The organism is Pseudomonas sp. R43(2017) (assembly GCF_002112345.1).
Taxonomy (GTDB): Bacteria; Pseudomonadota; Gammaproteobacteria; order Pseudomonadales; family Pseudomonadaceae; genus Aquipseudomonas; species Aquipseudomonas kribbensis.
The window spans coordinates 63,454-89,457 of sequence record NZ_NEHJ01000008.1 but is presented as its reverse complement, the minus strand read 5'-3'; the positions used below and the strand labels follow the sequence as shown (position 1 = coordinate 89,457).

25 protein-coding genes are annotated in these 26,004 nt (G+C 60.0%); 9 read left to right on the top strand and 16 right to left on the bottom strand.

All coding sequences use genetic code 11. The features are described 5' to 3' along the window. Positions 1-10: 10 nt before the first annotated feature. Genes CAG02_RS21945 through CAG02_RS21920 form a run of 6 tightly spaced genes read right to left on the bottom strand, consistent with a single transcriptional unit; the run spans position 11 to position 7,292 of the window. Positions 11-1,114 (bottom strand): hypothetical protein, encoded by a 1,104-nt coding sequence (locus CAG02_RS21945; RefSeq protein ID WP_085713171.1) that lies wholly within the window; start codon positions 1,112-1,114, stop codon positions 11-13. Further along, positions 1,105-2,337 (bottom strand): phosphoribosylaminoimidazole carboxylase, encoded by a 1,233-nt coding sequence (locus CAG02_RS21940; RefSeq protein ID WP_085713170.1) that lies wholly within the window; start codon positions 2,335-2,337, stop codon positions 1,105-1,107. The genes CAG02_RS21945 and CAG02_RS21940 overlap by 10 nt, the downstream gene beginning before the upstream one ends. After that, positions 2,334-3,446, bottom strand: coding sequence for a polysaccharide pyruvyl transferase family protein (locus CAG02_RS21935; protein WP_085713169.1), 1,113 nt, complete (start codon positions 3,444-3,446; stop codon positions 2,334-2,336). The genes CAG02_RS21940 and CAG02_RS21935 overlap by 4 nt, the downstream gene beginning before the upstream one ends. Positions 3,447-3,460: 14 nt before the next feature. Next, entirely contained in the window at positions 3,461-4,543 is a 1,083-nt protein-coding gene (locus CAG02_RS21930; protein ID WP_085713168.1) for a glycosyltransferase, read from the bottom strand. A gap of 41 nt (positions 4,544-4,584) precedes the next feature. Continuing rightward, complete coding sequence (locus CAG02_RS21925; RefSeq protein ID WP_085713167.1) at positions 4,585-6,813, bottom strand: polysaccharide biosynthesis tyrosine autokinase; 2,229 nt, start codon at positions 6,811-6,813, stop codon at positions 4,585-4,587. 38 nt (positions 6,814-6,851) lie between these two features. Next, positions 6,852-7,292: a low molecular weight protein-tyrosine-phosphatase gene (locus tag CAG02_RS21920; protein ID WP_085713166.1), complete on the bottom strand. Its 441-nt coding sequence runs from the start codon at positions 7,290-7,292 to the stop codon at positions 6,852-6,854. Between the two features lie 302 nt (positions 7,293-7,594). Between CAG02_RS21920 and CAG02_RS21915 the strand changes: the two genes are divergently transcribed. Together CAG02_RS21915 and tal are read left to right on the top strand one after the other, a co-directional pair. Beyond that, positions 7,595-8,539 (top strand): glycosyl hydrolase family 5, encoded by a 945-nt coding sequence (locus CAG02_RS21915; RefSeq protein ID WP_085713165.1) that lies wholly within the window; start codon positions 7,595-7,597, stop codon positions 8,537-8,539. Positions 8,540-8,731: 192 nt separating this feature from the next. Further along, complete coding sequence (gene tal, locus CAG02_RS21910) at positions 8,732-9,658, top strand: transaldolase (protein WP_085713164.1); 927 nt, start codon at positions 8,732-8,734, stop codon at positions 9,656-9,658. Positions 9,659-9,730: 72 nt separating this feature from the next. Here the strand turns inward: tal and rssC are convergent, their stop codons facing one another. The 3 genes from rssC to CAG02_RS21895 all read right to left on the bottom strand — a co-directional run bounded on the left by rssC (position 9,731) and on the right by CAG02_RS21895 (position 12,408). Continuing rightward, the gene (gene rssC / locus CAG02_RS21905) at positions 9,731-10,213 is read right to left on the bottom strand and encodes an anti-sigma factor antagonist RssC (protein WP_042560140.1); all 483 of its coding nucleotides are present in this window, start codon (positions 10,211-10,213) and stop codon (positions 9,731-9,733) included. Beyond that, the gene (gene rssB / locus CAG02_RS21900; RefSeq protein WP_085713163.1) at positions 10,213-11,394 is read right to left on the bottom strand and encodes a two-component system response regulator RssB; all 1,182 of its coding nucleotides are present in this window, start codon (positions 11,392-11,394) and stop codon (positions 10,213-10,215) included. Before rssB ends, rssC begins: the two co-directional genes overlap by 1 nt. Positions 11,395-11,718: 324 nt before the next feature. After that, entirely contained in the window at positions 11,719-12,408 is a 690-nt protein-coding gene (locus tag CAG02_RS21895) for a VacJ family lipoprotein (protein ID WP_085713162.1), read from the bottom strand. 186 nt (positions 12,409-12,594) lie between these two features. On the opposite strand from CAG02_RS21895, the gene CAG02_RS21890 reads away from it, so the two are divergent. Both CAG02_RS21890 and CAG02_RS21885 read left to right on the top strand, forming a co-directional pair. Further along, positions 12,595-13,215: a phosphatase gene (locus tag CAG02_RS21890; RefSeq protein WP_085713161.1), complete on the top strand. Its 621-nt coding sequence runs from the start codon at positions 12,595-12,597 to the stop codon at positions 13,213-13,215. 108 nt (positions 13,216-13,323) lie between these two features. Continuing rightward, positions 13,324-13,587 (top strand): DUF4404 family protein, encoded by a 264-nt coding sequence (locus CAG02_RS21885; protein ID WP_085713160.1) that lies wholly within the window; start codon positions 13,324-13,326, stop codon positions 13,585-13,587. A gap of 63 nt (positions 13,588-13,650) precedes the next feature. Here the strand turns inward: CAG02_RS21885 and queF are convergent, their stop codons facing one another. After that, positions 13,651-14,481, bottom strand: a complete 831-nt coding sequence (gene queF, locus CAG02_RS21880) for an NADPH-dependent 7-cyano-7-deazaguanine reductase QueF (RefSeq protein WP_085713159.1) — start codon at positions 14,479-14,481, stop codon at positions 13,651-13,653. A 61-nt stretch (positions 14,482-14,542) separates the two neighbouring features. Continuing rightward, positions 14,543-15,076 (bottom strand): plastocyanin/azurin family copper-binding protein, encoded by a 534-nt coding sequence (locus CAG02_RS21875; protein ID WP_085713158.1) that lies wholly within the window; start codon positions 15,074-15,076, stop codon positions 14,543-14,545. Positions 15,077-15,231: 155 nt separating this feature from the next. On the opposite strand from CAG02_RS21875, the gene CAG02_RS21870 reads away from it, so the two are divergent. Both CAG02_RS21870 and CAG02_RS21865 read left to right on the top strand, forming a co-directional pair. Then, a complete protein-coding gene (locus CAG02_RS21870; RefSeq protein WP_085713157.1) occupies positions 15,232-15,912 on the top strand; it encodes a heavy metal response regulator transcription factor in 681 nt (226 codons plus the stop codon). After that, complete coding sequence (locus CAG02_RS21865; RefSeq protein WP_085713156.1) at positions 15,912-17,252, top strand: heavy metal sensor histidine kinase; 1,341 nt, start codon at positions 15,912-15,914, stop codon at positions 17,250-17,252. The genes CAG02_RS21870 and CAG02_RS21865 overlap by 1 nt, the downstream gene beginning before the upstream one ends. 30 nt (positions 17,253-17,282) lie before the next feature. Here CAG02_RS21865 and CAG02_RS21860 read toward each other — a convergent pair whose 3' ends face one another. From CAG02_RS21860 to CAG02_RS21850, 3 genes are all read right to left on the bottom strand, one after another. Continuing rightward, positions 17,283-18,527, bottom strand: coding sequence for a lipoprotein-releasing ABC transporter permease subunit (locus CAG02_RS21860; RefSeq protein ID WP_085713155.1), 1,245 nt, complete (start codon positions 18,525-18,527; stop codon positions 17,283-17,285). A 63-nt stretch (positions 18,528-18,590) separates the two neighbouring features. Beyond that, on the bottom strand, positions 18,591-19,274 hold the full coding sequence (gene lolD / locus CAG02_RS21855; RefSeq protein ID WP_167443782.1) for a lipoprotein-releasing ABC transporter ATP-binding protein LolD: 684 nt from the start codon (positions 19,272-19,274) through the stop codon (positions 18,591-18,593). Positions 19,275-19,281: 7 nt separating this feature from the next. Continuing rightward, entirely contained in the window at positions 19,282-20,532 is a 1,251-nt protein-coding gene (locus tag CAG02_RS21850; protein WP_085713153.1) for a lipoprotein-releasing ABC transporter permease subunit, read from the bottom strand. A 94-nt stretch (positions 20,533-20,626) separates the two neighbouring features. Between CAG02_RS21850 and CAG02_RS21845 the strand changes: the two genes are divergently transcribed. Together CAG02_RS21845 and CAG02_RS21840 are read left to right on the top strand one after the other, a co-directional pair. Then, positions 20,627-21,208 carry a PilZ domain-containing protein gene (locus CAG02_RS21845; RefSeq protein WP_085713152.1) on the top strand — a complete coding sequence of 194 codons (582 nt, stop codon included), beginning with the start codon at positions 20,627-20,629 and terminating at the stop codon, positions 21,206-21,208. 13 nt (positions 21,209-21,221) lie between these two features. Then, positions 21,222-21,944 carry a glycerophosphodiester phosphodiesterase gene (locus CAG02_RS21840; RefSeq protein ID WP_085713151.1) on the top strand — a complete coding sequence of 241 codons (723 nt, stop codon included), beginning with the start codon at positions 21,222-21,224 and terminating at the stop codon, positions 21,942-21,944. Positions 21,945-21,986: 42 nt separating this feature from the next. Here the strand turns inward: CAG02_RS21840 and sthA are convergent, their stop codons facing one another. Both sthA and CAG02_RS21830 read right to left on the bottom strand, forming a co-directional pair. Next, entirely contained in the window at positions 21,987-23,381 is a 1,395-nt protein-coding gene (gene sthA, locus CAG02_RS21835) for a Si-specific NAD(P)(+) transhydrogenase (RefSeq protein WP_085713150.1), read from the bottom strand. A gap of 201 nt (positions 23,382-23,582) precedes the next feature. Next, complete coding sequence (locus CAG02_RS21830) at positions 23,583-24,629, bottom strand: FAD:protein FMN transferase (protein WP_085713149.1); 1,047 nt, start codon at positions 24,627-24,629, stop codon at positions 23,583-23,585. 75 nt (positions 24,630-24,704) lie between these two features. On the opposite strand from CAG02_RS21830, the gene CAG02_RS21825 reads away from it, so the two are divergent. After that, positions 24,705-25,997, top strand: a complete 1,293-nt coding sequence (locus tag CAG02_RS21825) for an MFS transporter (protein WP_085713148.1) — start codon at positions 24,705-24,707, stop codon at positions 25,995-25,997. Positions 25,998-26,004 lie beyond the last annotated feature (7 nt).

Genomic DNA, 26,004 nt, shown 5'->3' with positions numbered 1-26,004 from the left:
AGCACCCGCCTCAATTCAGAATTCTTGATTCGACCCGCACCGGTTTGTTCGCTCGCAGCATCAACCCCAGGCCCACGAACAACACCGGCACCACCATCGAGAAGTGTCGGGCGAACGAGCCGAAGTCCGGTTCAAACAAGCCTTGAACCAGCAGAAACGCCAGGGGAATCGCGATCAGTTCCTTGGGTTTGGTCTGGATCGGCGCGCCTTTGTAATCGGTCGAGGTGATGACTTTGAACAGCAGCAGCGCGGTCATGATCATCAGCGCCACGAAGATCACCTGACCCGGCCCGGACAGCAGGATCAGCTCAACCGGGAACGACAGCCTGAAGAAGATGATCATCGAGTCCAGCGCCTGTGAAACAAAGTCGCTGCCACTGAGCCACGAGACGATCAGCGACTTGGAACCCTCCTCGCCCGCTGTGCGCAGTTCGTTGTTGCTGGCGCGAATCGACGACACCGGAAAGCCCAGCGCCAGCTGGATGGCCATGGCCACCGCCAGGTAGAACAGGAACAGCATCACGAAGAAGGTCATGCGCGACACGTACTTCTTCATCATGCAGACACCGACCCAGGACAGCGAAAACAGGATCCAGTAGGGCCGGATCAGTACGCCGTAGATCACTGCCGACAGGAAAAACCCGCCGCGATATTTGCGCGTCAGCGAGCTGAACAGAATGCTCAGCACCGCCACCGACACGATGATTTCCTTGGTCAGGTTCTCCAGGAAGAACGAGCGCACCACGCCCCACAGACACAGGGTCCCGAAGATCGCCAGCGGCATGCGCCGGAACACCACCACCGGAATCGCCGTGAGGAAGAAATTGCAGAACATCCCGTAGGCCCAGGCGTTGGTCAGGTTGATCCCGGTGGGCCGCAGCAGGAACGCCGAACACTCGTAGGACGAGCGATCCGGCGAGAACGGGTTCCAGAAATTGCAGTTGTCGGCCCGGGCATAAGACGACCACAACGTCATCGCATCCGGGCCGGGATCGCGGGGGATCAGCAGCGGCATGGCCACCGACAGAAACAGGCCGGTGAACAGGATCAGGAACGACAGCGACGAATCGAGTTTCCTGCCGCGAAACTCGATGCACGGCAGTTTCAGGCCCATGACACGACAGCCTTTTTCGCACGCGTGGCACGGGTCAGCAGCGCAATCACGCCGAGTTGCACAATGATCCCGAAGACGTTGCCCCAGGCCGCGCCATAAATCGAATAGTGCTTGATCAGCACATAGCTGACCGGCACCGAAATCAGCAGGCAAAGGGCCGAACTGGCGAGGGAGACCCGGCTGTTTTTCGAAGCGATCAAACCACCCCAGACGATGTCGCCGATGGCGCGCAGGGCGAAGGAAAAGATCAGCACGCCAAGAATCCCATTGTCCGGGCGCGGCACCGCTGCACCGACGTAATCGAGCACGATATTGAAGAACAGATAAATCGCCACCGCGACTGCCGCTGAAACCACCAGCGAACGCGCGACCCATTTGTTCACGAACAATTGCCTGACCGTGAACGCTTGTTGATCGGCCTGATAACGCTTGGCGAGCACCGGGATGCCGACCACCGCCACCACCGCATAGGACAGCGCCTGCAAGGTGTTGGCCGCTGACCAGGCGTACACGTATTTACCGAGGCTGGCGTAGGGCTCCAGATCAATGATCAGAAAGCGCTCGGCGTACTGACTCACGGCGATCAGGCCGGTGCCCAGGTAGAACGGCAACCCGGCTTTCCACACGGTCGCCGTCGCCAGCGTCCCCTCTTCGCGCCCGCGATGGACGTTCACCACGATCAGGTAACCGGCGACGATCACCAACACGTTGGCAATGACCCACAGCCACAGCACGCTGGCGATCCCCGACACCCAGCCGAGCATCATTCCGCCTACGGCCAGCAGCGCCCAAAAGCCGGTCTTGATGAAGAACAGCAGCGCCCCCGCCGTGGCTTTCTGCGCGGAAAACACGAACGAGTTGATCTCGAAGGACAGGTGCTCGGTCAGCAGAACCAGCGTCACGCAGGCGATCAATGCTGCCGTCGCTTCGACCTGCTGGAACAGCGAATAGATCAGCACCGTCAGCACTGACAACAGCAACCCTACGGCCAGGTACAGCAGCAGAACCTTGTCGACCACACGCTTCGAACTGCCGCCGACACTGATCAGCCGATTGATCTCGGAGCTGAAGCCGACGCTGTAGAACTTCGAGGCGATCAACGACGCCGCGACCACCACGCCGTAAAAGCCCAGCGCCTCGTAACCGAGGTAATGGGTGATGGCGAGCACCAGCAGGAACTTCGCGCCCAGTGCTCCGCCGCGCAGCAACAAGCGGAATATCATCGAATGACGCCCTTGATGATGTCGTCCATGGCCACGGTTTTGGCTTCGATTTCACGGCAGGTGTCGGTCAGGCGCTTGCCGAAATCCGACAGCGCATTCGGTGCGTAGACCGTGTCGATGATGGTGTCGACATCAATGTCGCCGCCGTTGATCACCCAGTCCTCGACGCCCATGTCCTGATAGGCGCCAAAGCCCTTGCGCTCGTAGCTGATGTGATACGCGGGCACCCCGGAGAGCAGCGATTCAATCGCCCCGTGCAGGCGCACGGAAATCACCAGGTCCGGCTGATATTTGGCAATCGTGGCCTTCAACGACAGCAGGTCTTCAGTGATGCCCAGTTCGCGATAGAACGCACCGTCATCGTTACCACGCACAGCGCTCTGCACCGCGCAGACCACTTTGCTTTTGTTCTTCAAACGCTGCAGCAGCACCTTCAGGTTGGCCACGTAGGCGAGCTTCTTTTCCTTGCTCCAGGCCGGCGGTTTGCGCAACACCACGCACACCGTGGCCGGCGTCGAGGCGCAGCGGGTGAACTTGGGTTGCTGCAGGATCTTGCCGGCCAGGGCCTGCACCGCGAGGTCCGGTGCGCGGTAGACATTTTCGCAGGCATCGAACAACGCCGAGGAACGGTTATCGCGCACGAACACCGCATCGGCGCTGGCGTAGTGGCCGACGATCCTGTCGCTGTCACCGTGGAACGGCCCGATGCTCTGCGGCAGGTACACCGACGGGACTTTGCTGAGGATCGCCGTTTCCAGTTGCTTGGCGTGGCCCAGTTTCAGCTTGATGTGTTCGAAGGCGCTTTTGGAGCGCATGTAGCCGCCGCCGACGCCGACAATCAGATCGGCTTTCTTCAACAGATCCGCCAGCCCGGCGTAGGACTGATTGAGGAATACCGCCTGCTTGACCCGGCCCAGGCCCTTGGCTGCCATGACCGGCGCGTCAAAGCGCGGGTGCGGCAGGTATTTGAAGGAATCCGGATCGGAGGCCACGACGCTGATCGCGGTGTCTTCGCCAAAGTTGCGTTGCACCAGCGCGATGGCCAGGTCGACCAGCAGACCATCACCGGAATTGGAGGCACTGTAGCCATGCAAAATCGTTACGTTCATGAGCGGCGTTCTACTTAATAAGAGGGAGCGGAATACACGTCGTAGGTCTGGCGGATCATCAACGCGGCGCTGAAGCGCTCGCGGACGATGCGCCGGCCTTCGATGCCGAGGGCTGACAACGCGGGTTTTTGGATCAGCTTCAGGCGGTCGGCCAGCGCGTGGTGGTCACCGGTGGGGAACACGTAGCCGGAGACCCCGTGGGTAACCAGTTCCGGCAGCGACGTGCAGTCGCTGGCGATCACCGGCAAGCCCAGCGCCATGCCTTCCAGCGGCACCATGGCAAAACCTTCCCAGCGACTCGGGACGATCAGCGCATCGGCCTGCTGATACAGGGCGTTGACCTCGGCCGGCGTGACCCACGGCAGGTACTGAACGCCATCCATTGGTGGGCACTCGACCGTTGCCTCGTTGACCGCACTGCCGACCACCGTCAGTTTCAGGTCGTTGCGCCCGGTCTTGGCGTAGGCCTTGAGCAGCACGTCGAAGCCTTTCTGGTAGTCGAGCCGACCGACGAAGAGCAGATGAATCGGCTGCGGATCCTCGGCTTTACGCTCCTCATCCTTGGGATGAATGCCGTTGTAGATCAGCCGCATGCGCTTGCGCTCGATGCCGAACGCTGCGGCTTTGTCCATCTCGTATTGGCTGACGCAGATGATCGTGTCGGTGACCTTCTGCAGCACACGCTCGATCCACGCATAGACTTTCTGCTTGATCGGCGAGCTTTCCATCAGGAACGAAAAGGCATGCGGGCAGTAGACGATTTTCGGTTTGCGCCACGGCCGCAAAAGCACGCACACGCAACGGCCGATCACCCCGGAAAACGTGCTGTGCAGGTGCACCACATCAGGTTTTTCCTTGAGCATCACTTGCATCAGTCGCCAGGCAAAACGCAGCAACGACGGCACATTGCGCCCGGTTCGCTCGAAAGTGCGGATCTGCTGCGGGGCGATGCCGTGCAGTTCCTTTTCCTGATCCTGCGGCACCAGATACACCAGCTCGTAGTTGGCTTGCTCATCTTCCGGGGACGCCGAAATCGTGCGGATCACCGTCGCGACGCCACCTTTTATCGTTTCAGCCACGTGCAGTATTTTTTTCACAACCCACCCACTTTGTTGCCTGTAAGAACAATCGCTGAAACTCAGGATTTGTCGGACGCGTATTCGTAGTTGTAATAGCCGTAGCCGCCGTTGCCGTAGTAACTGGCCGCTCGCTTCTCGACGCCGTTGAACACCGCGCCTTTCAACTCGATGCCGTTCTGGGCGAAGCGGCGAATCGTCAGTTCGACTTCTTTGGCCGGGTTCACCCCGAAGCGCGCGACGATCAGGCTGATGCCCGCTTCACGGCCGACAATCGCCGCGTCCGTCACCGCCAACAGCGGTGGCGTATCGATGATCACCACGTCGTAGCGCTCGCTGAGTTGCGCCAGCAGTTCGCGGAAATTGGCGTGCATCAGCAGTTCGGAAGGATTGGGCGGCACCTGGCCACGGCTGATGAAATGCAGGTTGTCGACTTCGACCTTGTTGATCGCCTGCTCCAGGGTGCAGCGCTTGACCAGCAGGTCCGACAAACCGTTGGTGATCGGTGTGTTCAGCGTTTTGTGCAGATGCCCCTTGCGCATGTCGGCATCGATCAGCACCACACGCTGGCCGCTCTGGGCCATGACCGCCGCGAGGTTGGAAGACACGAACGTCTTGCCGACCTGCGGGCTCGGGCCGGAGATCATGATGCGGTTGTTGGTCGAATCCAGCGCCGCAAAGTGAAGGCAGGTGCGCAGGCTGCGGATCGATTCGATGGACAGGTCCGTCGGATTGCGCAGCGCCAGCAGATAGGCCGGTGTGTCCGCCGTGACTTTGGCACGGACTTTTTTGGTGTCCTCTTCCTGTTGCAGGGCGCTGTAAGGAATCGATGCGTAGACCGGCAAGCCGAGCTGCTCGATGCCCTCCGGCCCTTCCAGGCCCTTGCTCAGGGATTTGCGCAACAGCACCAGCGCCACGCCGACGAAAGCGCCGAGAAAGGTCGCAATCAGCACGATCAGGGCTTTTTTCGGCTTGACCGGACTGGTCAGGTCGACATCCGCCGAGTCCACCAGACGCACGTTGCCCACGGCGCCGGCGCGGATGATGTCCAGTTCCTGGGACTTGTTCAGCAACTGGGTGTAGATCTGCGAAGCCACTTCGACATCGCGGGTCAGGTTGAGCAGTTCCTGTTGCGTGGCCGGCAGGTCGCCAACCTTGCCTTCCAGCGACTTCTGTTGCTGGGTCAATTCACCGATCTGGGTCATCAGTGCCCGATAGGCCGGATGCTGTCTGGTGAACTTGCGATCCATTTCCGCCTGCTGCATTTTCAGCTCGGAAATCCGCGTTTCGAGGGCGACGGACTGGCCGAGCACCGATTGGGTTTCCAGGGAGATGTTCACGGTCTTGCCGCGCGTCTGGTAGGCATTGAGCGCATCACTGGCCTTGGCCAGATCGCGTTTGACCTGCGGCAACTGGCTTTGCAGGAAGGCCAGACTCTGCGCGGCTTCGGCCGAGGTGCGGCGTACGTTCTGGTCCACGTACAGCGAGGCGATCTTGTTGAGGATCTTCACCGCTTCGGCGGCGTCGGTGCTGGCCAGGGCCAGACGGATAATCCCCGACTCCTTGCCCTGCTCGGAAATATCCAGCGCGTCCTGATAGCCCTGAATGGTCACGATTCGTGGGTAGCGCACGACTTCGAATCGGGTGCCGGGGTTGGCCAGCAGCTGCGTGATCTGCCCTTCTACGCCATCCTGTGCGAAGGCTTCACCGGCAGTTCCTTCTGCCAGCAGATTGTCGTTGTCGTCGAACAACTGGAAGCGCTGCTGCTCGCCGGCGATCAGGCTGAGTTTCTTGCCCAGCAGTTCTTTAGGCAGATCAAGCCGGGCGAACTCCAGACGCTCACCGCCCCACGCGTAGCTGCTCAGCCCGAAACGTGGCGGCGCGACGCTGAGTTCGGTTTCACCGCGATAGCGGCGGGAGAGAAAACCGCCGATCACCGGGAAAGTATTGGGAGTGACGTCGATGTCCAGGCGCAGATCGTCGACGGTCTTGCCGATCACCGCACGGGATTTGATGATGCCGATCTCGGTCACGGACGGCGACTGACCGCCCAGCATGCTGTTGAGATCGGAGAAGCCGAGCATGTCGTTCTTTTTCGGCTCGACCTGCACCAGCGCGTTGGCCAGATACACCGGTGTGGCCAGAATCGCATAGGCGACGCCGGTCATCATGAACGCGCCGGTGAAGGCACCGATCAACCATTTCTGATCGATCAAACTGCCGAATATGCCGAGAAGATCAATACTGTCTTGATCGTTGTCACGGGTGCCGACTACTGACGGTAACTGCATAAGTCTTTCTTACCATTCACTGTTCTGAAGAATATTCATCAATGCCCGAGGCGCTGTGCCCATGAGCCAACAGCATCTTCAATCAATGCATGGGCATGAATAAATGCGGCCTGCCCTTGACGATACGGGTCCTGTATTTCTCGTTCGTTCTGCCACTTGCCGAGAAGAAACACTTTGCCCCTGGCGTGAGAGGCAATCTTCAGTACTTGTTTTACATGCTCTTTTTCCATGACCAGAATCAGGTCTGATTCATTGACGATGTCCGCTGTCAGTTGCCGCGCCTTGAAGCCTTCGGCGCACTGCCCACGGTCTTCCAGCACCTTGCGGGCCGTTGCCTCCATGGACTCGCCAACCCTGGCAGACAAGCCTGCGGAGGCGACCGTGATGGTCGAGGGCGCCAGTGCGTTACGCAGCAACAGTTCTGCTGTCGGACTTCTGCAGATATTGCCGACGCAGACGACAAGGATCTTTTTGAACAAGGTTTACTTTCCCGTGTAATGTCATTCGGCCAACATGCCCCGTGGACTTAAATGAATCCACAGGACTTTCCTGCACTCGGAAACAGTTTCGCCTGTTAGTACCGGTGCATTAAGTACCACGGGGTCCAAAAGTCACCCAACCAGAATTACCGGACTAAAAATAACTGTGATTTTCGGCGCTTCTTTCGCCGAAAGTTTTCCGACAAAAAATAACATTCGTGCACTTTTCGGCCTTTTCGGCATCGCATGAAAGTAACGAGATAAACATTGGCTAGATGTCATTTCTCATCAGGAGAGCAGACATGAAAGCAGCACATCTCAAACGTCTCGGCGCCCTTTCCCTTTTGTTGTTCGGCACAACGGCTCAGGTTGATGCCAGCGAGTTGTTCCCCGCATTGCCCCACCGAACGGTCGGCATCCAGGTCAAGGTCCAGAGTTTTTCGGCTTCCGATGCCGCGCAAATCAAGGCTGCCGGCTTCAGCTTCGTGCGTCTGGGCGCGTGGAGCGACAGCCTGGGCGACAAGACCTATCAGAAACAGCTCGGCGATGCGTTTGCCGCCGCCGGATCCGCCGGGTTACCGGTGCTGATGACGGTGCGCGCCATCAAACCGCTGTCGACAGACCCGGCCACGGCGGGCGCGGCTTTTGCCAGTGCAGTGAACAGCCTGGAGCAGACCTATGGCTCTCAACTGGTCGCGATTGAAATCTGGAATGAACCGGATCTGAACACGTACTGGCCCACGGGCAATTTCAGCACCACCTTTGCACCGTTCATGAGCTCGATGTGCAAGGCGCTGCAAGACAATCCCACCACCACTCCCGTGATCGGTTTCGGCTTCGCCCGGCCACCGAGCGCCGGGTCGGCCTCGACCGTGGCGCTGAACAGCATTCTTGGTGCGTATCCCAAATGCCTGAGCGCCATTTCCTACCATCCCTATGGCATGACGGCGACGCAGATCGGCAATGCGCAGACCTTCATCCAGCAGAATTTCCACCTGCCGGGCGTCATCAGTGAATGGGGAGTTTCGGCGCTCGCCTCCAACGGCGGTCCCGACGGACAGGCCACCAAGGTCGCGGCGTTCATTGCCGATGTGAAACGGCTGCAGATCCCACTGACGTCGATCTACGAGTGGAAAAACAATGATGCGGGCAGCGATGACCGCGAAAAGAACTTCGGTTTGCAGACCGCAGGCGGGCAACCGAAACCGGCGGAAGCGGCCGCGAGGACGCAACTGGAGTCCGAGTAGCGTTCATATTCATCAGTCAGTTGCTTTGAACCTGTGCCGCGATTTGGCATCGTATCTATCGATACCGCGCCCCGCCCTTTCAAACAGCCGTTTTCAGGTTGTTGCCTGCGGGGCTATCGATACATCCACATGCCCTTGAGTGCCTGTCAGCGCTCGGGTAATGTCGTCAGACCCATAGGACAGAGCACGCTCATGACTTCCAAGCTGGAACAACTCAAACAGTTCACCACCGTGGTTGCCGACACCGGCGACTTCGAAGCGATTGCCCGGGTCAAGCCGGTCGACGCCACCACTAACCCTTCCCTGCTGCTCAAGGCAGCGGCCATTCCGGCCTATGCCGAGCTGCTGAACGCCGCCGTTCGCGATTGCAAGGGCGATGTCGGCCTGGCCAGCGACCGTTTCGGCGTCGCGGTGGGTCAGGAAATCCTCAACGTGATCCCGGGCCGCATCTCCACCGAAGTGGATGCCCGCCTGTCGTTCGACAAGGACGCGATGCTCAAGCGTGCGCACCGCCTGATCGAGCTGTACGACAAGGCCGGCGTCGGCCGCGACCGCGTGCTGATCAAGATCGCTTCCACCTGGGAAGGCATCCGTGCCGCCGAAGTGCTGGAGAAGGAAGGTATCCAGACCAACCTGACCCTGCTGTTCTCCTTCGCCCAGGCCGCTGCTTGCGCCGATGCCGGCGTGTTCCTGATTTCGCCGTTCGTGGGTCGCATCTACGACTGGTACAAAAAGGCCAACGGCAACGACTACACCGGCGCCGATGATCCGGGCGTACAGTCCGTGACGCGCATCTACAACTACTACAAGGCCAATGACTACAAGACCGTGGTCATGGGCGCGAGCTTCCGCAACCTCAATCAGATCGAGCAACTGGCCGGCTGCGACCGCCTGACCATCAGCCCGGACCTGATCGACAAGCTGGCGGCAGACACTGGCAAACTGGAGCGCAAACTGGCCCCGGGTCACGCCGGCGAAGCACGCCTGAGCCTCAACGAATCGCAGTTCCGCTGGTTGTCCAACGAAGACGCGATGGCCACCGAGAAACTGGCCGAAGGCATCCGTCAGTTTGCCCGCGACCAGGAAAAACTCGAGGCGCTGCTGCAAGCCAAGCTGTAATGGGCTGACGGCAAACGCAAAAAGGGCGAACCCTCACAGGTTCGCCCTTTTTTGTGCCTGATGGCCGGGGAATCAATGCCTTTCGAGGGCATTCACCAGATCATGGAAGGCTTCGCGGTTGGAATCGTTCAGGCCCATGAGAATCTTGTGCGCTTCCAGCACCTTGATCCGCACGACTTCCTCCGACTGATCCTGATCCGGCAGGTCATCGAGGCATTCCGGGCAAGGCACGGGATGGTTGACGATATTGAACACCTGCTCGAAACCCATCGATTGCAACAGACGGGTGATGTCGTCATGGGTGGTGACCACGGTCGGCAGCAGGCCGACCTTCTGCCGCGACAGGATCGACAGCTTGGCCAGCAGGCCCAGCGTGGTGCTGTCGATGCTGCGGGTTTCGGTCAGATCGATCACGATCGCGTTGAAATTCAGCGCGGTGAAGATCTTTTCAATAGTCGCATCCAACGCCGAACACAGGGTCAGGCGAACTTCACCGACGAACTTCAGGACGAAGGTGCCATCCTGCTCGGCGAACTGGATTCTACCGGTACTCATTAAAGATTCCTGCTCAACACCAACAAGGCGATATCATCCGGCATCTCCCCTAGCGTGGCCAATCCAAAAACCTGCCGCAGGCCATCCAGGCTGCCGCCCGCCGACTTGACCCGTTGGGGCAAGGCAGCTTCTTTCTCTTTGAGTGTGGGTTCTGGCAAAAGATCCAGAATGCCATCGGACATCAGCGTCAGGCTGAACGTCGGTGGCAGCTCGAGCACGTGGTCTTCGTAGGTGGCTTCGTTGAAAAGCCCCACCGGCAGACCGCGCCCCTCGAGGTAGCGAACACTGTCAGGTGTGTACAACACAGGCAACGGCAGATGGCCGCCGATGCTATAGGTCAACAAACCGGTCTCCTCGTCGATGACTCCACCGACCATTGTGACGTGTTTACCCAGCTTACAACTGATCAGCCCCCGGTTGATATGACCAAGGACTTCCGAAGGCTTGAATTCCGGCAAGGTGCCGTTGCGCTTGGACTCGAACAACAGGCGCGTGGTCATGAACTTCAGCAGCACCGTGACGAAGGCCGAAGAGGCGCCATGGCCCGACACATCCGCCAGGTAAAACGCGACCCGCCGCTCGTCCACCCGGAAATAGTCGACAAAATCACCCGACAGGTACAACGACGGGATGATCTGGTGGGCGAACTTGAACGCGTCGATGGTCCAGGGGCTTTCCGGCAGCATGTTCATCTGCACCTGGCGACCGGCGTTCTGGTCTTCCTGGAGCAGGTTCAGGCTGGCTTCGAGCTCACGGTTGGCCTTTTCCAGCTTCTCGCGGTAACGCTGGTTTTCCAGCAGCAGACGCGCACGATCCAGGGCCCGGCGCACGGAGTGCTCGAGCACGGCCAGATCTTCGAGAGGCTTGATCAGGTAATCCGCCGCGCCCAGGCGCAGGGCCTCGACCGCGTCGTTCATCACGCCGGCACCGGAAACCACGATCACAGGCGTCTGTGGTGACCGCTCGGTGACCTGACGAATGAGTTCGAGACCGCCCATCTGCGGCATGCGCAGATCGCAGATGACCAAGTCGGGCTTGTCTTGCTCGAATACCTGGAGACCCTGCTGGCCGTTACTGGCCTGCAAGACGCTGAAACCACTGTCTTCCAAATAGGCCGCGAGGCTCGCGCGCACTACTTCGTCATCATCGATTATCAGCAGCGTGGCACTGGTTTTTGGCATGTGGGCAAACGGCGCCAGAATTAGGTTGGCGTAGCAGGCGGGGCAAAGGCCCGGCGCAGACTACTGGATTCGCTTTCTAGCCTCTCTGCTGCACCGCTTCGGAGCGTTTGCCCCGCACACGGATGCACCAGAGGTGCCCTTCTAAGGCGCAGACGGTACTCCCATCCTTCGAGCGTTTCAAGCATGCGCGGATCGTCACTTGACGACTTTGTTTGTCAAATCACAGAGAGTTATAAGAACGTTCGAAACCGTAACTCAATGGAAGGACGCGCGGACAAAAAAAGGCGACCTTTCGGTCGCCTTTTCGGGGTTCACAAGTCGAAATCAGAAATCGTCTTCGACGTGACCGTCCTTGACCTTGAACTCGCGGTTCTGCAGGTAGGCATTGCGGATGAAGGTGTACTTGTCGCCGCTGATCAGCTTCTCGCTGGACAGCAGGCTGGCGCGGGTGTCGACGATGTTCAGGCCGTATATGGTGTTACGCGCCGGGATGTCGTTCATGTAGCGGTACGGTGCGGTGTAGGTATCCACGTACTTGGATGGCGCATCACGCAGGGTGCTCGGGCCGAGCAACGGCAGCATCACGTACGGACCGCTGCTGACGCCCCAGTAGCCGAGGGTCTGGCCAAAGTCTTCGTCACTGCGCTGCAGGCCCATCTTGGTGCCCACATCGAAGAAGCCCAGCAGGCCGAAGGTGGTATTGAAGATCAGACGCGCGGTGTCGACACCGGCAGCGGCCGGTTTGGCCTGCAGGATGTTGTTCGCCAGGTTGGTGATGTCACCGACGTTGCGGAACATGTTGTGAATGCCGTCTTCCAGGAATTGCGGCGTTACATATTCATAGCCCTGCGCCAGAGGTTTCAGCGCATAGGTGTCGACGAAGTCGTTGAACTGGAAGATCGGACGGTTGACGCTTTCCCAAGGGTCTTCTTCCGTTGCCGCCTGGGCAACGAACGGAACCAGCATCACGCTGGCGCATACACAAAGCTGAGCGAGAGGGTTGCTCCAGCGCATAGAAAAACTCCTTGGATTGTACATACGCGGCATGCGGGCCACGGTCATAAGAGGTGCAGTATAAGACGGAAACAAGGTTTTAGGCATTTCCGGCGTGAACACCTCTGTAGGACGCATCGTCACGCACTTGTCATCCAACTGTCACCGGCCATGCTTAGCCTGACTTCTATTTCAGGGACGTTTTCCATGCCTCAAGCCGAAGCCTTGCCCCTTTCAGCCCCCAACCTGACAGCCGTGCTGTTCGGGCTCAGCGGTTGTCTGGTGGACTTCGGCGCCCGCGCCCGTCATCACGCCAGCCCCGGCACGGAGCACGCCGACGCCACGCCGGGCGCGCTCGACAGCCTGCACAGCTTGCAGCGCCAACTGATCCCCTGCGCCTGGCTCGATGATTTGCCCCCTGCCCTCACCCAGGTGCTTGCATCCGGACTGCCGGGCTGGATCAAACCTTCGCAATATTCGGCAACACACAATCCCTGGCCGGCACCGAATGCCTGCTGGCAAGCCCTGATGACGCTGAATGTCGATCGCCTGGACGGCTGCGTGCTGGTCAGTGGCGAACCGCGCCTGCTGCAATCAGGCCTGAATGCCGGGCTGTGGACGATTGGCCTGGCGTCCTGCGGCTCACTCTGCGGCCTGGCCCCGAGTGAGTGGCAGGCCCTCAGCCAGAAAGAACGCGAACAACTGCGCGGCAAGGCCACCGTGCAGCTATTCGGCCTGGGCGTGCACTCGGTGATCGATCATCTGGGCGAGCTCGACACCTGTCTGGCCGACATCAGCCTGCGCCGTCTCAAAGGCGAAAAGCCCTGACCGGGATCATGCAGGTTGCAGCAGAGTGGATTAGTCTTAAGGAGAGCCATAGACCTTTGGCGCCCGGCTGCGGTCTATGCCAGTGCCTCTCGATAAAAGGAAAACACCATGCCCGCCCGCGAACTGCAAGAACAGCTCAATACCCTGCGCGAGCAACTGGATCAGAATCCGCCGCTGTCGGAAGCCGAGCGCGCGGACCTGCACGCACTGATGCAACAGATCGAACTGGAGCTTGAGCTGGAAACCAAGACACAGGATTCCAATCTCGCCGACGGCGTGAACCTGGCCGTCGAACGCTTCGAACTCGAACACCCCACTATCGCCGGCACCCTGCGCAACATCGTGAATTCCCTGGTCAGCATGGGAATCTGAAACCCGCAAATGCAAAAAAGCCCTGCCAGTGATGGCAGGGCTTTTTCATGTCCGCGTTGCGGGTTACTGACGAACCAGACGATGGTTCGGCAACTGCGCGCTTTCCGTGCTGCGGTACGGGTTGATATCCAGCCCGCCACGGCGCACATAACGTGCAAACACCGTGAGTTTTTCCGGTTTCAGCAAACGCTGCAGGTCGAGGAAAATCCGCTCGACACATTGCTCATGGAAGTCCGAATGCTGGCGGAAGCTGACGATGTATTCCAGCAGACTGGCGTGATCCAGCGCCGCACCACGGTATTCCACCACCACGCTGCCCCAGTCCGGCTGGCTGGTCACCGGGCAATTGGACTTGAGCAGATGGCTGTGCACGCTCTCCTCCACCACGCGCGAATCGTCGCAGCGCAGCAGTTCAGGACGCGGATGCTCGTAGTTGCTGACGCTGATATCCAGTTCGTCGATACACACGCCCGGCAACGCGACCACGCCTTCGGCTTCAACCTCTTTCAGGCTGCGAACCCGTACGCCCACCGGTTTGCCGGCAGCGGCGGACAAGTCCTTGACCAGCGTCGCTTCCAGGCTCGCCGTATCGGCGAACGGGGTCTGGTTCAACGAGTTCAGGTACAGCTTGAACGACTTGGATTCGATGATGTTCGGCGAGTCCGCCGGAATGCTGAATTCGCCAATCGCCACCACCGGTTTGCCCGACGGCAGCAGCCACGACAGTTCGAAGCAGTTCCAGAAATCCACACCTTTATACGGCAGGGTCTCGGCGGTCAGACCCAGTTCGGCCCACTTCGCGGTGCGCGGAATCGGGAACAGCAGGGACGGTGTGTAAGTGGCGATGTATTCGCTGGACTTGCCCAGCGGCGAATGTTCGGCTGCGGGATGCATGGCGGAAACCTGACTGAAGAATCAGCGGATTCTATCAGCCTTTGCTCCCGCCTTTGAGTGCTTACTGACTGACAGTCAGTTTGCCGACCATTCCGGCCTGGTAATGCCCGGGAATGTTGCAGGCAAACTCCAGGCTGGTCGCCTTGCTGAAGGTCCAGGTCAGCTCGGCGGTCTTGCCCGGTTCGACCAGTACGCTGTTAGGGTCGTCGTGCTTCATGACGTGCCCCATCGACGCATGATCCATCCCCGCCATGTCGTGGGACATTTCTTTCATGCCGGTCGGCGTCAGCATGCCGCTTTGCTGCATCTGCAACATTTCCTGCTGATGTTTGGCATGCATCGCTGCATCGCCGAGGTTGAATTCGTGCAGCAACTGGCCTTTATTCACCAAAACAAAACGAATGGTCTCACCGGCCTTGATATCGATGGCCTTCGGATCGAACGACATGTCGCCCATCACCACTTCAATGCTGCGGCTGGCCTTGGCGGCCGGGGCCGGCTGGCCGAAGTCATACGTGTGCGCAGGATCGGCCCAGACGGATGAACTCAACGCCAGCAAACAGGCGGCGACGGCCAGAGGGTTGCGCAAAAACATAGTCATACTCCAACAAGAAAAGGTTCAGCCTGTGGGAAACTCTAGCCCGCCCGCGCTGGCAGCTACCTGACAGGTAGATTACAACTTTGTCAGGTTGGCGCTTGTGACAATGTCCCACGGTATAAAGCTTTCGATCCTACAACCCCGAGTTGCCCATGAAACTGCTGATCGTCGAAGACCAACCGAAAACCGGCCACTACCTGCGCCAGGGCCTGACCGAGGCCGGTTTCAACACTGAACTGGTGGCGGACGGCAACACCGGGCAACAACTGGCATTGAGCGGTGACTACGCCCTGCTGATCCTCGACGTGATGCTGCCCGGGCGCAATGGCTGGCAGATTCTGCAAGCGGTACGCAGTGCCGGGCTGGAAACGCCGATCCTTTTTCTGACCGCCAAAGACACCGTGGAAGACCGGGTTCACGGCCTCGAACTCGGTGCCGACGATTATCTGGTCAAGCCGTTCGCTTTCTCCGAACTGCTGGCCCGAGTGCGTAGTCTGCTGCGCCGCGGCAGCACCGCGCCGCAGGAAACCTGCCTGCAACTGGCCGACCTGCGCCTGGACCTGATTCGCCGCCGCGTCGAACGCAGCGGCCAGCGCATCGACCTCACGGCGAAAGAGTTTGCCCTGCTGGAAATGCTCCTGCGCCGCCAGGGCGAAGTGCTGCCCAAATCCCTGATCGCCTCGCAGGTCTGGGACATGAACTTCGACAGCGATACCAATGTGATCGAAGTGGCGATCCGCCGCCTGCGCCTGAAAATCGACGATGACTTTCCCGACAAACTGATCCACACCGTGCGTGGCATGGGTTACGTGCTTGAAGAGCGTCCCGTCTGATGCGCCGCCTGTCACTCGGCAGTCGGCTGGCGTTGCTGTTCGCCGCGTGCACCGCGACGGTTTCGCTGGTGGCGGGCGTGGTTTTCAATCGGGCCAGTGAGGCGCACTTCATTGAACTCGATCAACAATTGCTCGAAAGCAAGCTGATCAATGTGCGTCAGACGTTGCTGAGTGGCAGCGATGCCGCACATATCACCGATGAGTTGAGCCAACAGGGCGATGTCTCATTACGCATAAGCAGCCCCGAGGGTCAGCGCTGGTTCGGCCGCTCCCTGCAAATGCCGGCAAACCTGCCGCAGCAGCCCGGCCTGGCCACCATTAACGACAACGGCACGGACTATCGCCTGCTCAACGCCCCGCTCTCTCCGGAACAACCCGACTCACAGCAATTGACCTTGTTGCTGGACATCACCCACCACCAGCACTTCCTGCAACGCATGCAGCATCTGATCTGGCTGACCGTCGGTCTTTCGGCGCTGGCGACCGCACTGTTGGGCGCCTGGGCGGCACGCAGCGGTTTGCGTCCGTTGCGTCGCATGAGCGCCGTGGCACGCGGGATTTCCGCCCAATCGCTGAATGCCCGACTGCCGGAAGCGCAGATGCCTGCGGAACTCACGGAACTGGCCCACAGTTTCAACGCCATGCTCGGACGTCTCGATGACTCCTTTCAGCGACTTTCGGCGTTCTCCGCCGACATCGCCCATGAACTGCGCACCCCGCTGTCGAACCTGCTGACCCACACACAGGTCACTCTCACCCGCCCTCGCCCACTCGAAGACTATCGCGAGGCTCTGCACAGCAACCTCGAAGAGCTGCAATGGATGGCGCAACTGGTGAACGACATGCTTTATCTGGCCAAGGCTGACCACGGATTGCTGGCGCCCAAGCGCGAAACCCTGGAACTGGCGGAAGAAGCCGATGCGTTGCTGGAGTTTTTCGCACCGCTGGCCGAAGACGCTCAGGTCAGCCTGAGCCGTGAAGGTGAGGGTCGGTTTGAGGGTGACCGCGCGATGCTGCGCCGGGCGCTGTCGAATCTGCTGGATAACGCGCTGCGCTTTACCCCTGCAACGGGCGATGTGCGCGTGCAGATAGCCGAGCAGGCGAAATCCTTGAGAGTGACCGTCGAGAACAGTGGCGAGGGGATTTCTTCGGAGTTGTTGCCGCGTTTGTTCGACCGTTTTTACCGGGCTGATCCGGCACGCCAGGAAGGCAGCAGCGAACATGCGGGATTGGGGCTGGCGATCACTCAGTCGATCATCAGGGCCCACGGCGGGCAGATTCATTGCGAATCGGCTCAGGGCTGGACGCGGTTTGTGATTGAGTTGCCGCAAAACGATTGAGGCCGGCAATGCCGGCCTCAATGGGTGAACTTACGAGTAACGCAACGCGTGCGCCGGCTCGATCTTCGCCGCCCGCCAGGCCGGGTAAACCGTGGCCAGGAAGCTGAGAATGAAGCCCGCCGAGCAGATCAGCAGCACGTCACCGCCCTGCAATTCCGAAGGCAGGTTGCTGACGAAATACACGTCGGAACTGAAGATGTGCTGCCCGGTCACTCGCTCGACCCAGCCCACCATCTCACTGACGTTCAGCGCAGCAATCACGCCCAGCACGCCACCAATGATGGTGCCGACGATGCCGATCACCGTGCCCTGGACCATGAAGATCGCCATGATCTGCCGTGGCGTGGCGCCGATGGTGCGCAGGATCGCAATGTCCGCGCCTTTGTCGTTCACCACCATGATCAGGGTTGCGATGATATTGAACGCCGCCACCGCGACGATCATCAGCAGCAACAGACCGATCATGGTCTTTTCCATTTTCATCGCGCTGAACAGGCTGCCCTGGGTGTGGGTCCAGTCGTCAGCCTTGAAGTCAGTGCCAAGGCCGGTGGCGATGTCCGACGAAACCTTCGGCGCGGCATACAAGTCCTTCACCGCCAGACGCACGCTCTGCACCTGATTCGGCTCCCAGTGCTGCATGGTCGCGGCGTCGGCCACATGGATCAGGCCCATGGAACCATCGAGTTCGGCGCCGACCTTGAAGATGCCGACCACATTCAGACGCTGCATGCGCGGGGTGATGCCGCCGGGTGCAGTGCTGACCTCCGGCACGATCAGGGTGATCTTGTCGCCGACGTTCAAGCGGAAGCGCCGGGCGGTGATTTCACCCAGCACCACGCCGAATTCGCCCGGCTTCAACGCATCGAGACGGCCCTGAACAATGTGCTGGGCAACGATCGACACCTTGCCTTCCTGAGCCGGATCGACGCCACTGATCTGGATCGGCTGCATCATGCCCTTGTAGGACAGCATGCCTTCCATCTCGGTGAACGGCACGGCGGCGGTCACTTCAGGATTCTTCAATGCAGCGGCGGCCACTGGCTGCCAGTCATCGATCGGCTTGACGCCGACGATGGTCGCGTGAGGCACCATGCCGAGGATGCGCGAACTCATTTCACGCTGGAAGCCGTTCATCACCGACAGCACTACGATCATCGCCAGCACGCCGAGGGCGAGACCGATCATCGAGGTCATCGAAATGAACGAAACAAAGCGATTGCGGCGCTTGGCGCGGGTATAGCGCGTGCCGATAAAGATCGATAACGGTCTGAACATTCGCTGGGGCACCGTATAAAAATAAAAGACCCGACGCCTTTTCAGGCATCGGGTTTCAAGCCGTCAGATGGGGGTCAGGCAACCTTCCTGCAGTTGCAGGACGCGGTCCATCTGGCGAGCCAGGTTCATGTCGTGAGTCACCACCAGAAACGCCGTGCGCATCGAGGTGCTGAGTTCCAGCATCAGGTCCTGAATGCCTTCGGCGGTGTGGGAGTCGAGGTTGCCGGTCGGCTCGTCGAGCATCACCAGGCCCGGGTTGTTCACCAGTGCACGGGCGATGGCCACGCGCTGGCGCTCGCCGCCGGACAGCTCGGCCGGTTTGTGTTCCAGACGATGGCCCAGACCCACTCGCTCCAGCAACGCCGTGGCCCGCTGACGCGCCTCGGGGATTGCGGTCTTGCCAATCAGCAGCGGCATGCAGACGTTTTCCAGCGCGGTGAATTCCGGCAGCAGGTGGTGGAACTGGTACACGAAGCCAAGGGCACGGTTACGCAGCAGGCCGCGCTTCTTCTCGCTCAGCGCCGACAGCTCTTCACCGTCGAGCCAGACGCTGCCCTTGGTCGGCGTATCGAGGCCGCCCAGCAAGTTGAGCAAGGTACTTTTGCCAGAACCGGACTTTCCGACGATCGCCACGCGTTCGCCCGGGTGCAACTCCAGTTGCAGGTTGGCCAGCACTTCCACCGACTCCGGGCCTTCCTCGTAGGACTTGCCCAGGTTGCGGCAGCTCAGGATTGCTTTTTCACTCATGCCCGACTCACTCATAACGTAGCGCCTCCGCCGGCTGGGTGCGTGCGGCACGCCAGGCTGGATACAGGGTGGCGAGGAAACTCAGGACCAACGCAGCAGCGCAGACCATGATCACATCCTGGCTCTGCACCTGCGATGGCAGGTAATCGATGAAATACACGTCGGCATTGAGGAACTTGTGTCCGATCAAGCCTTCGAGTGCCGAAATCGCCGCGCTGACATTGAGCGCCGCCAGGATGCCGACCACGGCGCCGATGGCCGTACCGACCACGCCGATCACCGTGCCCTGCACCATGAACGTGCGCATGATCGTGCCCGGCGTGGCGCCCAGCGTGCGCAGGATGGCGATGTCGCCTTTCTTGTCGTTCACCACCATCACCAGCGTGGAAATGATGTTGAACGCGGCAACGGCGACGATCAGCAGCAACAGCAGGCCGATCATGGCTTTTTCCATGCGGATCGCCTGATACAGGTTGCCGTGGGTGCGGGTCCAGTCGCGGGCGTAATAATGGTCTTCGCCGAGGCGCTGGGCGATGTTCCACGCTTCACGCGGTGCCTGGAACAGATCGTCGAACTTCAGGCGCAGGCCTTGCACCTGATCAGGCTTCCAGCGGTGCATCTTCGCCAGATCCTGCAGGTTGGTGACGCCCAGATAACCGTCCAGTTCACCGGCGCCGACATGGAAGATGCCGACCACGGTAAAGCGTTTCATGCGCGGGAACATCCCGGCCGGGGTCACGCTGACCTCCGGCGCGACGAAGGTGATCTTGTCACCGATGCCCACGCCGAGCTTGGTCGCGGCCTTGTCGCCGATCACGATGCCGAAGCTGCCCGGCGTCAGATCGTCGAGTTTGCCCTGCTTCATGAAGTTGTCGATGATCGAGACGTTGCGTTCCAGCGCCGGATCGATGGCATTAAGCAACACCTTGGACACCTGGCCGTTGTTGGTCAGCAACCCCTGCATCTGGGTGAACGGCGCGACGGCCGCCACCTGCGGGTTCTGCTTGACCTTGGCGGCCAGGCTCGGCCAGTCGCTGATGGCTTCACCGGATTCGATGGTCGCGTGGGGCACCATGCCCAGCACGCGGGTGCGCATCTCATGATCGAAGCCGTTCATCACCGACAGCACCACGATCATCACGACCACGCCAAGGGCGAGCCCGATCATCGAAGTCAGGGAAATGAACGACACAAAATGATTGCGACGCTTTGCTCGGGTGTAACGCGTGCCGATAAATACGAAGAGAGGTCTGAACATGTCGGGGCTTGTTCGGAGGGAAAAGGAACGTCCTTGTGGCGGGGGTCGATAACCAGCTTTACACTCAGACCACCGCCGCTACCATGGGTTCGCCATGTCGACATTAGATGAAGAAGATCGCCGCGAATACTACCGTATCGAGGATTCGATCGCACTGGAAATTCGGCCCCTGTCCGCTGCCGAAGCCGCAGGCCAGGAAGTGTTGCAGGATGCTTCCCCGTTATTCAACGTGCTCAGTGAACTGCACCTGAGCGAATTCGAATCGCAGCACCTGTTGCGACAGATCAACGAACGCGACCGTGCCATCGCGGCATTCCTGAAATCCCAGAACAAACGCATCGACCTGCTCAGCCAGGTCATCGCCCTGACCGCACTGGGACAGATCGGCGAGCCGCAACCGGTGATCATTTCCGAGGGCGGTGTCGACTTCCAGAACCCGACACCGATAGCCGCCGGCTCGCGCCTGTCGGTAAAAATGGTGTTGATGCCACAAGCCCACGGCCTGCTGCTGCGCGCCCGGGTCACCCATTGCGACCGCAAGGGCGACGGCTACGACATCGGCACCGAGTTCGAACACTTGACCGATGCCCAGCGCCAGCTGCTCGCCCGCTATATCTTGCAAAAGCAGGCCCAGGAACGACGCCTGGCCCGCGAACAGAACGAATCAGGCATTTAATTAAGGAAGAACCGTGACCCTTATCTACGGCCACCGCGGCGCCAAGGGCGAAGCACCGGAAAACACCCTGACCAGTTTTCAGGAATGTCTCAAGCACGGCGTACGCCGCTGTGAACTGGATCTGCACCTGTCCAAGGACGGTGAGCTGATGGTCATCCACGACCCGACCCTCAAACGCACCACCGAGCGCCGCGGCAAGGTGGTCGAGCACACCGCCGCCGATCTGGTGACCTACGACGCCCGCAAGGGCGGCCCCGGCTGGATCAAGCCGTGCCCGATTCCGACACTGGAAGAGTTGTTCGAGAAATGTGATTTCGATCACTGGCAGCTCGAAGTCAAAAGCGCTTCGCGCACCCGCGCCGCGACGACCGTTCTGGCCATCCGTGAAATGGCGGTCAGGCACGGGCTGCTCGACAAGGTGACGATCACCTCGAGTTCGCGGGAAGTATTGAAGGCTGCACTGGATCTGGTGCCGGACGTGTCACGGGGCCTGGTGGCCGAGTATGCCTGGCTCGACCCGCTCAAGGTCGCGGCAAGCTACGGCTGTGAAATTCTGGCCTTGAACTGGACGCTGTGTACGCCGGAACGCCTGCAAAAAGCGCAGCGTCAGGGGCTGCATGTGTCGGTGTGGACCGTCAACGAGCCTGCGCTGATGCGCAGACTCGCCGACTTCGGCGTTGACAGCCTGATTACAGACTTTCCCGGTTTGGCCACTGCCACCCTCGGGAATTGCTGAAATCGGTCTCCCCGGCCGGCTCAGGCCACCGGCCGGAGCCGCTCAAAAAAGCCGGTTGAGGCCGTCGTACGCCGCTACCCGATAGGCTTCGGCCATGGTCGGGTAGTTGAACGTGGTGTTGACGAAATACTTCAGGGTATTGAGCTCACCCGGCTGGTTCATGATCGCCTGACCGATGTGCACGATCTCCGACGCCTGATAACCGAAGCAGTGAACGCCCAGCACCTGCAGGGTTTCGCGGTGGAACAGGATCTTCAGCATGCCTTGCGGCTCGCCGGCGATCTGCGCCCGCGCCATGCTCTTGAAGAACGCCTTGCCCACTTCGTACGGCACCTTGGCCTGAGTCAGCTCCTGCTCGTTCTTGCCGATCGAGCTGATCTCGGGAATGGTGTAGATGCCGGTCGGCACGTCATTCACGAAACGCCAGCTGCCATTGTCGACGATGCTGCCGGCTGCCGAACGACCCTGGTCGTGGGCGGCACTGGCCAGGCTTGGCCAGCCGATCACGTCGCCGGCGCCATAAATGTTCTGCACGCAGGTGCGGTAGTTCTCGTCGACTTCGATCTGGCCGCGGCTGTTGACCTTGATCCCGATGTTTTCCAGGCCCAACTGGTCAGTGTTGCCGGTACGGCCGTTGCACCAGAGCAAGGCGTCTGCCTTGATCTTCTTGCCGGACTTCAGGTGCAGGATCACGCCATTGTCCACGCCTTCGACACGGTCGTAGTCTTCGTTGTGGCGCACGGTGATGTTGTTGTTGCTGAAGTGGTAGCTCAACGCCTGGGAGATTTCCGAGTCGAGGAAGCTCAGCAACTGACCGCGGTTGTCCACCAGCTCGACCAGTACACCCAGACCACTGAAGATCGATGCATATTCGCAACCGATCACGCCGGCGCCGTAAACGATCAGTTTGCGCGGGGTGTGGCCGAGGCTGAGGATGGTGTCGCTATCGTAGATACGCGGGTGGTGGAAATCGATGTCCGCCGGGCGATAAGGACGCGAACCGGTGGCGATGATGATGTGCTTGGCCACCAGTTTCTCGACCACGCCGTTGGCGCAGACCACTTCGATGGTCTGCTCGTCGGCGAAGCTGCCGGTGCCGAAGAACACGTCGACGCGGTTACGGGCGTAGTAGCCGGTACGCGAGGCGACTTGCTTGGAGATGACTTTCTCGGCGCTTTTCAACACGTCCGGGAAGGAGAACCAGCGCGGCTCACCGATCGCACGGAACATCGGGTTGGTGTTGAACTGCATGATCTGCCGCACCGAGTGACGCAGGGCCTTGGACGGGATGGTGCCCAGGTGGGTGCAGTTACCGCCGACCTGGCGACGGCTGTCGACCATCGCCACCTTGCGCCCTGCTTTGGCGGCGTTCATTGCCGCGCCTTCTCCCGCCGGGCCGGAACCCAGCACCACCACGTCGTAGTTGTAGACAGCCATGCGTACTCCTCAGAACAGGCCGCGGTGCCAGCAGCACCGGCGGCTAAATCACGCCGAACGACGGCGCGAAGGAACAATTGGGGGCCAGTTGAAAACCCGGACACAGTCTATAGAAGCGTCAACGCCGCGCACATTAACCCTTGGTCGCGTCGTAGGCTACTTTTGCCTGCACTACAACGCCAGCTTTCGCATTGTTCCGGGTCAATTTTTTGCGCCACTGAGCCGTTCGAACGCCGGACTGGTGCGGGTGACGAAACCTGTATCGGCACGAATCACAAAGAATGCACCAATGTCGTGTTTTTCGGCATAGTCCCAGGCCTTTTCCGGGCCGAGAATCAGCAACAGCGTCGATAGTCCATCAGCCATCAAGGCTGAAGGATGAATCACCGTGACTGACGCCAGGTCGTGTACGACGGGCGCTCCGGTGCGGGCATCGAAGGTGTGGGAATAACGCCTTCCGTCCTGTTGAAAATAGTTGCGGTAGTCGCCGGACGTGGAGAGTCCATAGCCATCGACATTAATGACGCGCTCTGCCACCTGCTGATCGTCACGCGGCTCCTCCAGTGCTATGCGCCAGGGCGAGCCATCGAGCTTCCTGCCGGACGCCTTGAGCTCGCCCGTGGCCTCGGCGAGGTAATTATGAATGCCCATGGCATCGAGCCGCGCCGCAATGGTATCGACCGTGTAACCGGCAGCGATGCTGTTGAAATCGACCTCGACCGCCGCGTCCTTGCACAACTGATCGCCATCGATACGCAAATGCCGGTAACCCACCCGTTTCTCCACCTCGGCCAGCGCATCGGCGCTCGGTACTTTCTCTACACGCCCTTGTGGACCGAAACCCCAGAGATTGAGCAGCGGCTCTACGGTCAGGTCGTAGGAACCTTCGCTTTGTTGTGACAGCTGCTCGCCAATCCGCACCAGTTCAAGGATTGATGCAGGCATGGTCTGACAGCGATCGGCGGGTAATGCGTTGAAACGCGAAATATCGGAGTCGGCGCGGTAGGTGGACATTTGCTGATCCACGTCGGCAAGGATCTTCTCCACTTCGACGCGGACATCCTGCGGCGCCGGCAGATTGGCCCGACGCACGTACTTGATCGAATACGTGCTGCCCATGGTCGGGCCACCGAAGCTCTCCATGGAGTCGCCATTGCCGCATCCGGACAAAACGCCGAGCAGACCCACGAAAACCACAAACCGTCCAGTTAACAATTCTTCATCTCCGAGCAAAACCGCGCCGGCCATTATGGCCACAGAGCCCGCTCGCTCCCAAACGGCTGCACCGCTTTCATACAAAATCAAAAAAGTGAGTACCTGAACATGTCCTCCTCCACGGGCAAAGGCAAAGCGATTTTTCGCGTTGTCAGCGGCAATTTTCTCGAGATGTTCGACTTCATGGTCTACGGCTTCTACGCCACGGCCATCGCCAAGACCTTCTTTCCTACCGATAGCGCTTTCGCCTCCCTGATGCTTTCGCTCGCCACCTTCGGCGCAGGTTTCCTGATGCGCCCGCTGGGGGCGATCTTCCTTGGCGCCTACATTGACCGCCATGGTCGTCGTCAGGGGTTGATCATTACCCTCGCACTGATGGCGGCCGGCACCGTGCTGATCGCCTGCGTGCCGGGCTACGCCACCCTTGGCGTCGCTGCGCCGCTGATCGTGCTGTTCGGCCGGTTGCTGCAAGGCTTCTCGGCCGGCGTGGAACTGGGCGGTGTGTCGGTGTATCTGGCGGAAATCGCCACGCCGGGGCGCAAGGGATTCTTCGTCAGCTGGCAGTCCGCCAGCCAGCAAGCGGCCGTGGTGTTCGCCGGCCTGCTCGGTGTCGGCCTCAACCACTGGCTGAGCCCGGACCAGATGGGCGACTGGGGCTGGCGCGTGCCGTTCCTGATCGGCTGCATGATCGTTCCGGTGATCTTCGTCATTCGTCGCTCGCTGGAGGAAACCCCGGAATTCCAGGCGCGCAAACATCGCCCTACCCTGCAGGAAATCGTCCGCTCGATCGGTCAGAATTTCGGCATCGTCCTCGCCGGCATGGCGCTGGTGGTGATGACCACCGTGTCGTTCTACCTGATCACCGCCTACACCCCGACCTTCGGCAAGGCGGAACTGCACCTGTCGGACTTCGATGCGTTGCTGGTAACGGTGTGCATCGGCCTGTCGAACTTCTTCTGGCTGCCGGTGATGGGGGCACTTTCCGACAAGATCGGCCGCAAACCCCTGCTACTGGGAGCGACGATTCTGGCAATCCTGACCGCCTACCCGGCGCTGTCCTGGCTGGTGGCGAACCCGAGTTTCAGCCATCTGCTGATCGTCGAGTTGTGGTTGTCGTTCCTGTACGGTTCGTACAACGGCGCGATGGTGGTGGCGCTGACCGAAATCATGCCGGTGGAGGTGCGTACGACCGGTTTCTCGCTGGCTTACAGCCTGGCCACGGCGACTTTCGGTGGATTTACGCCAGCCGCCTGTACTTATTTGATCCATGTGCTGGACAACAAGGCGGCACCGGGGATCTGGCTCAGTGGTGCAGCCGTATTGGGCCTGGTCGCGACCTTGGTGCTGTTCCGTGGCAACAAGCACGAACTGCGCACGGCACAAGCCGCTATCCCTCGCTAACCCAAAT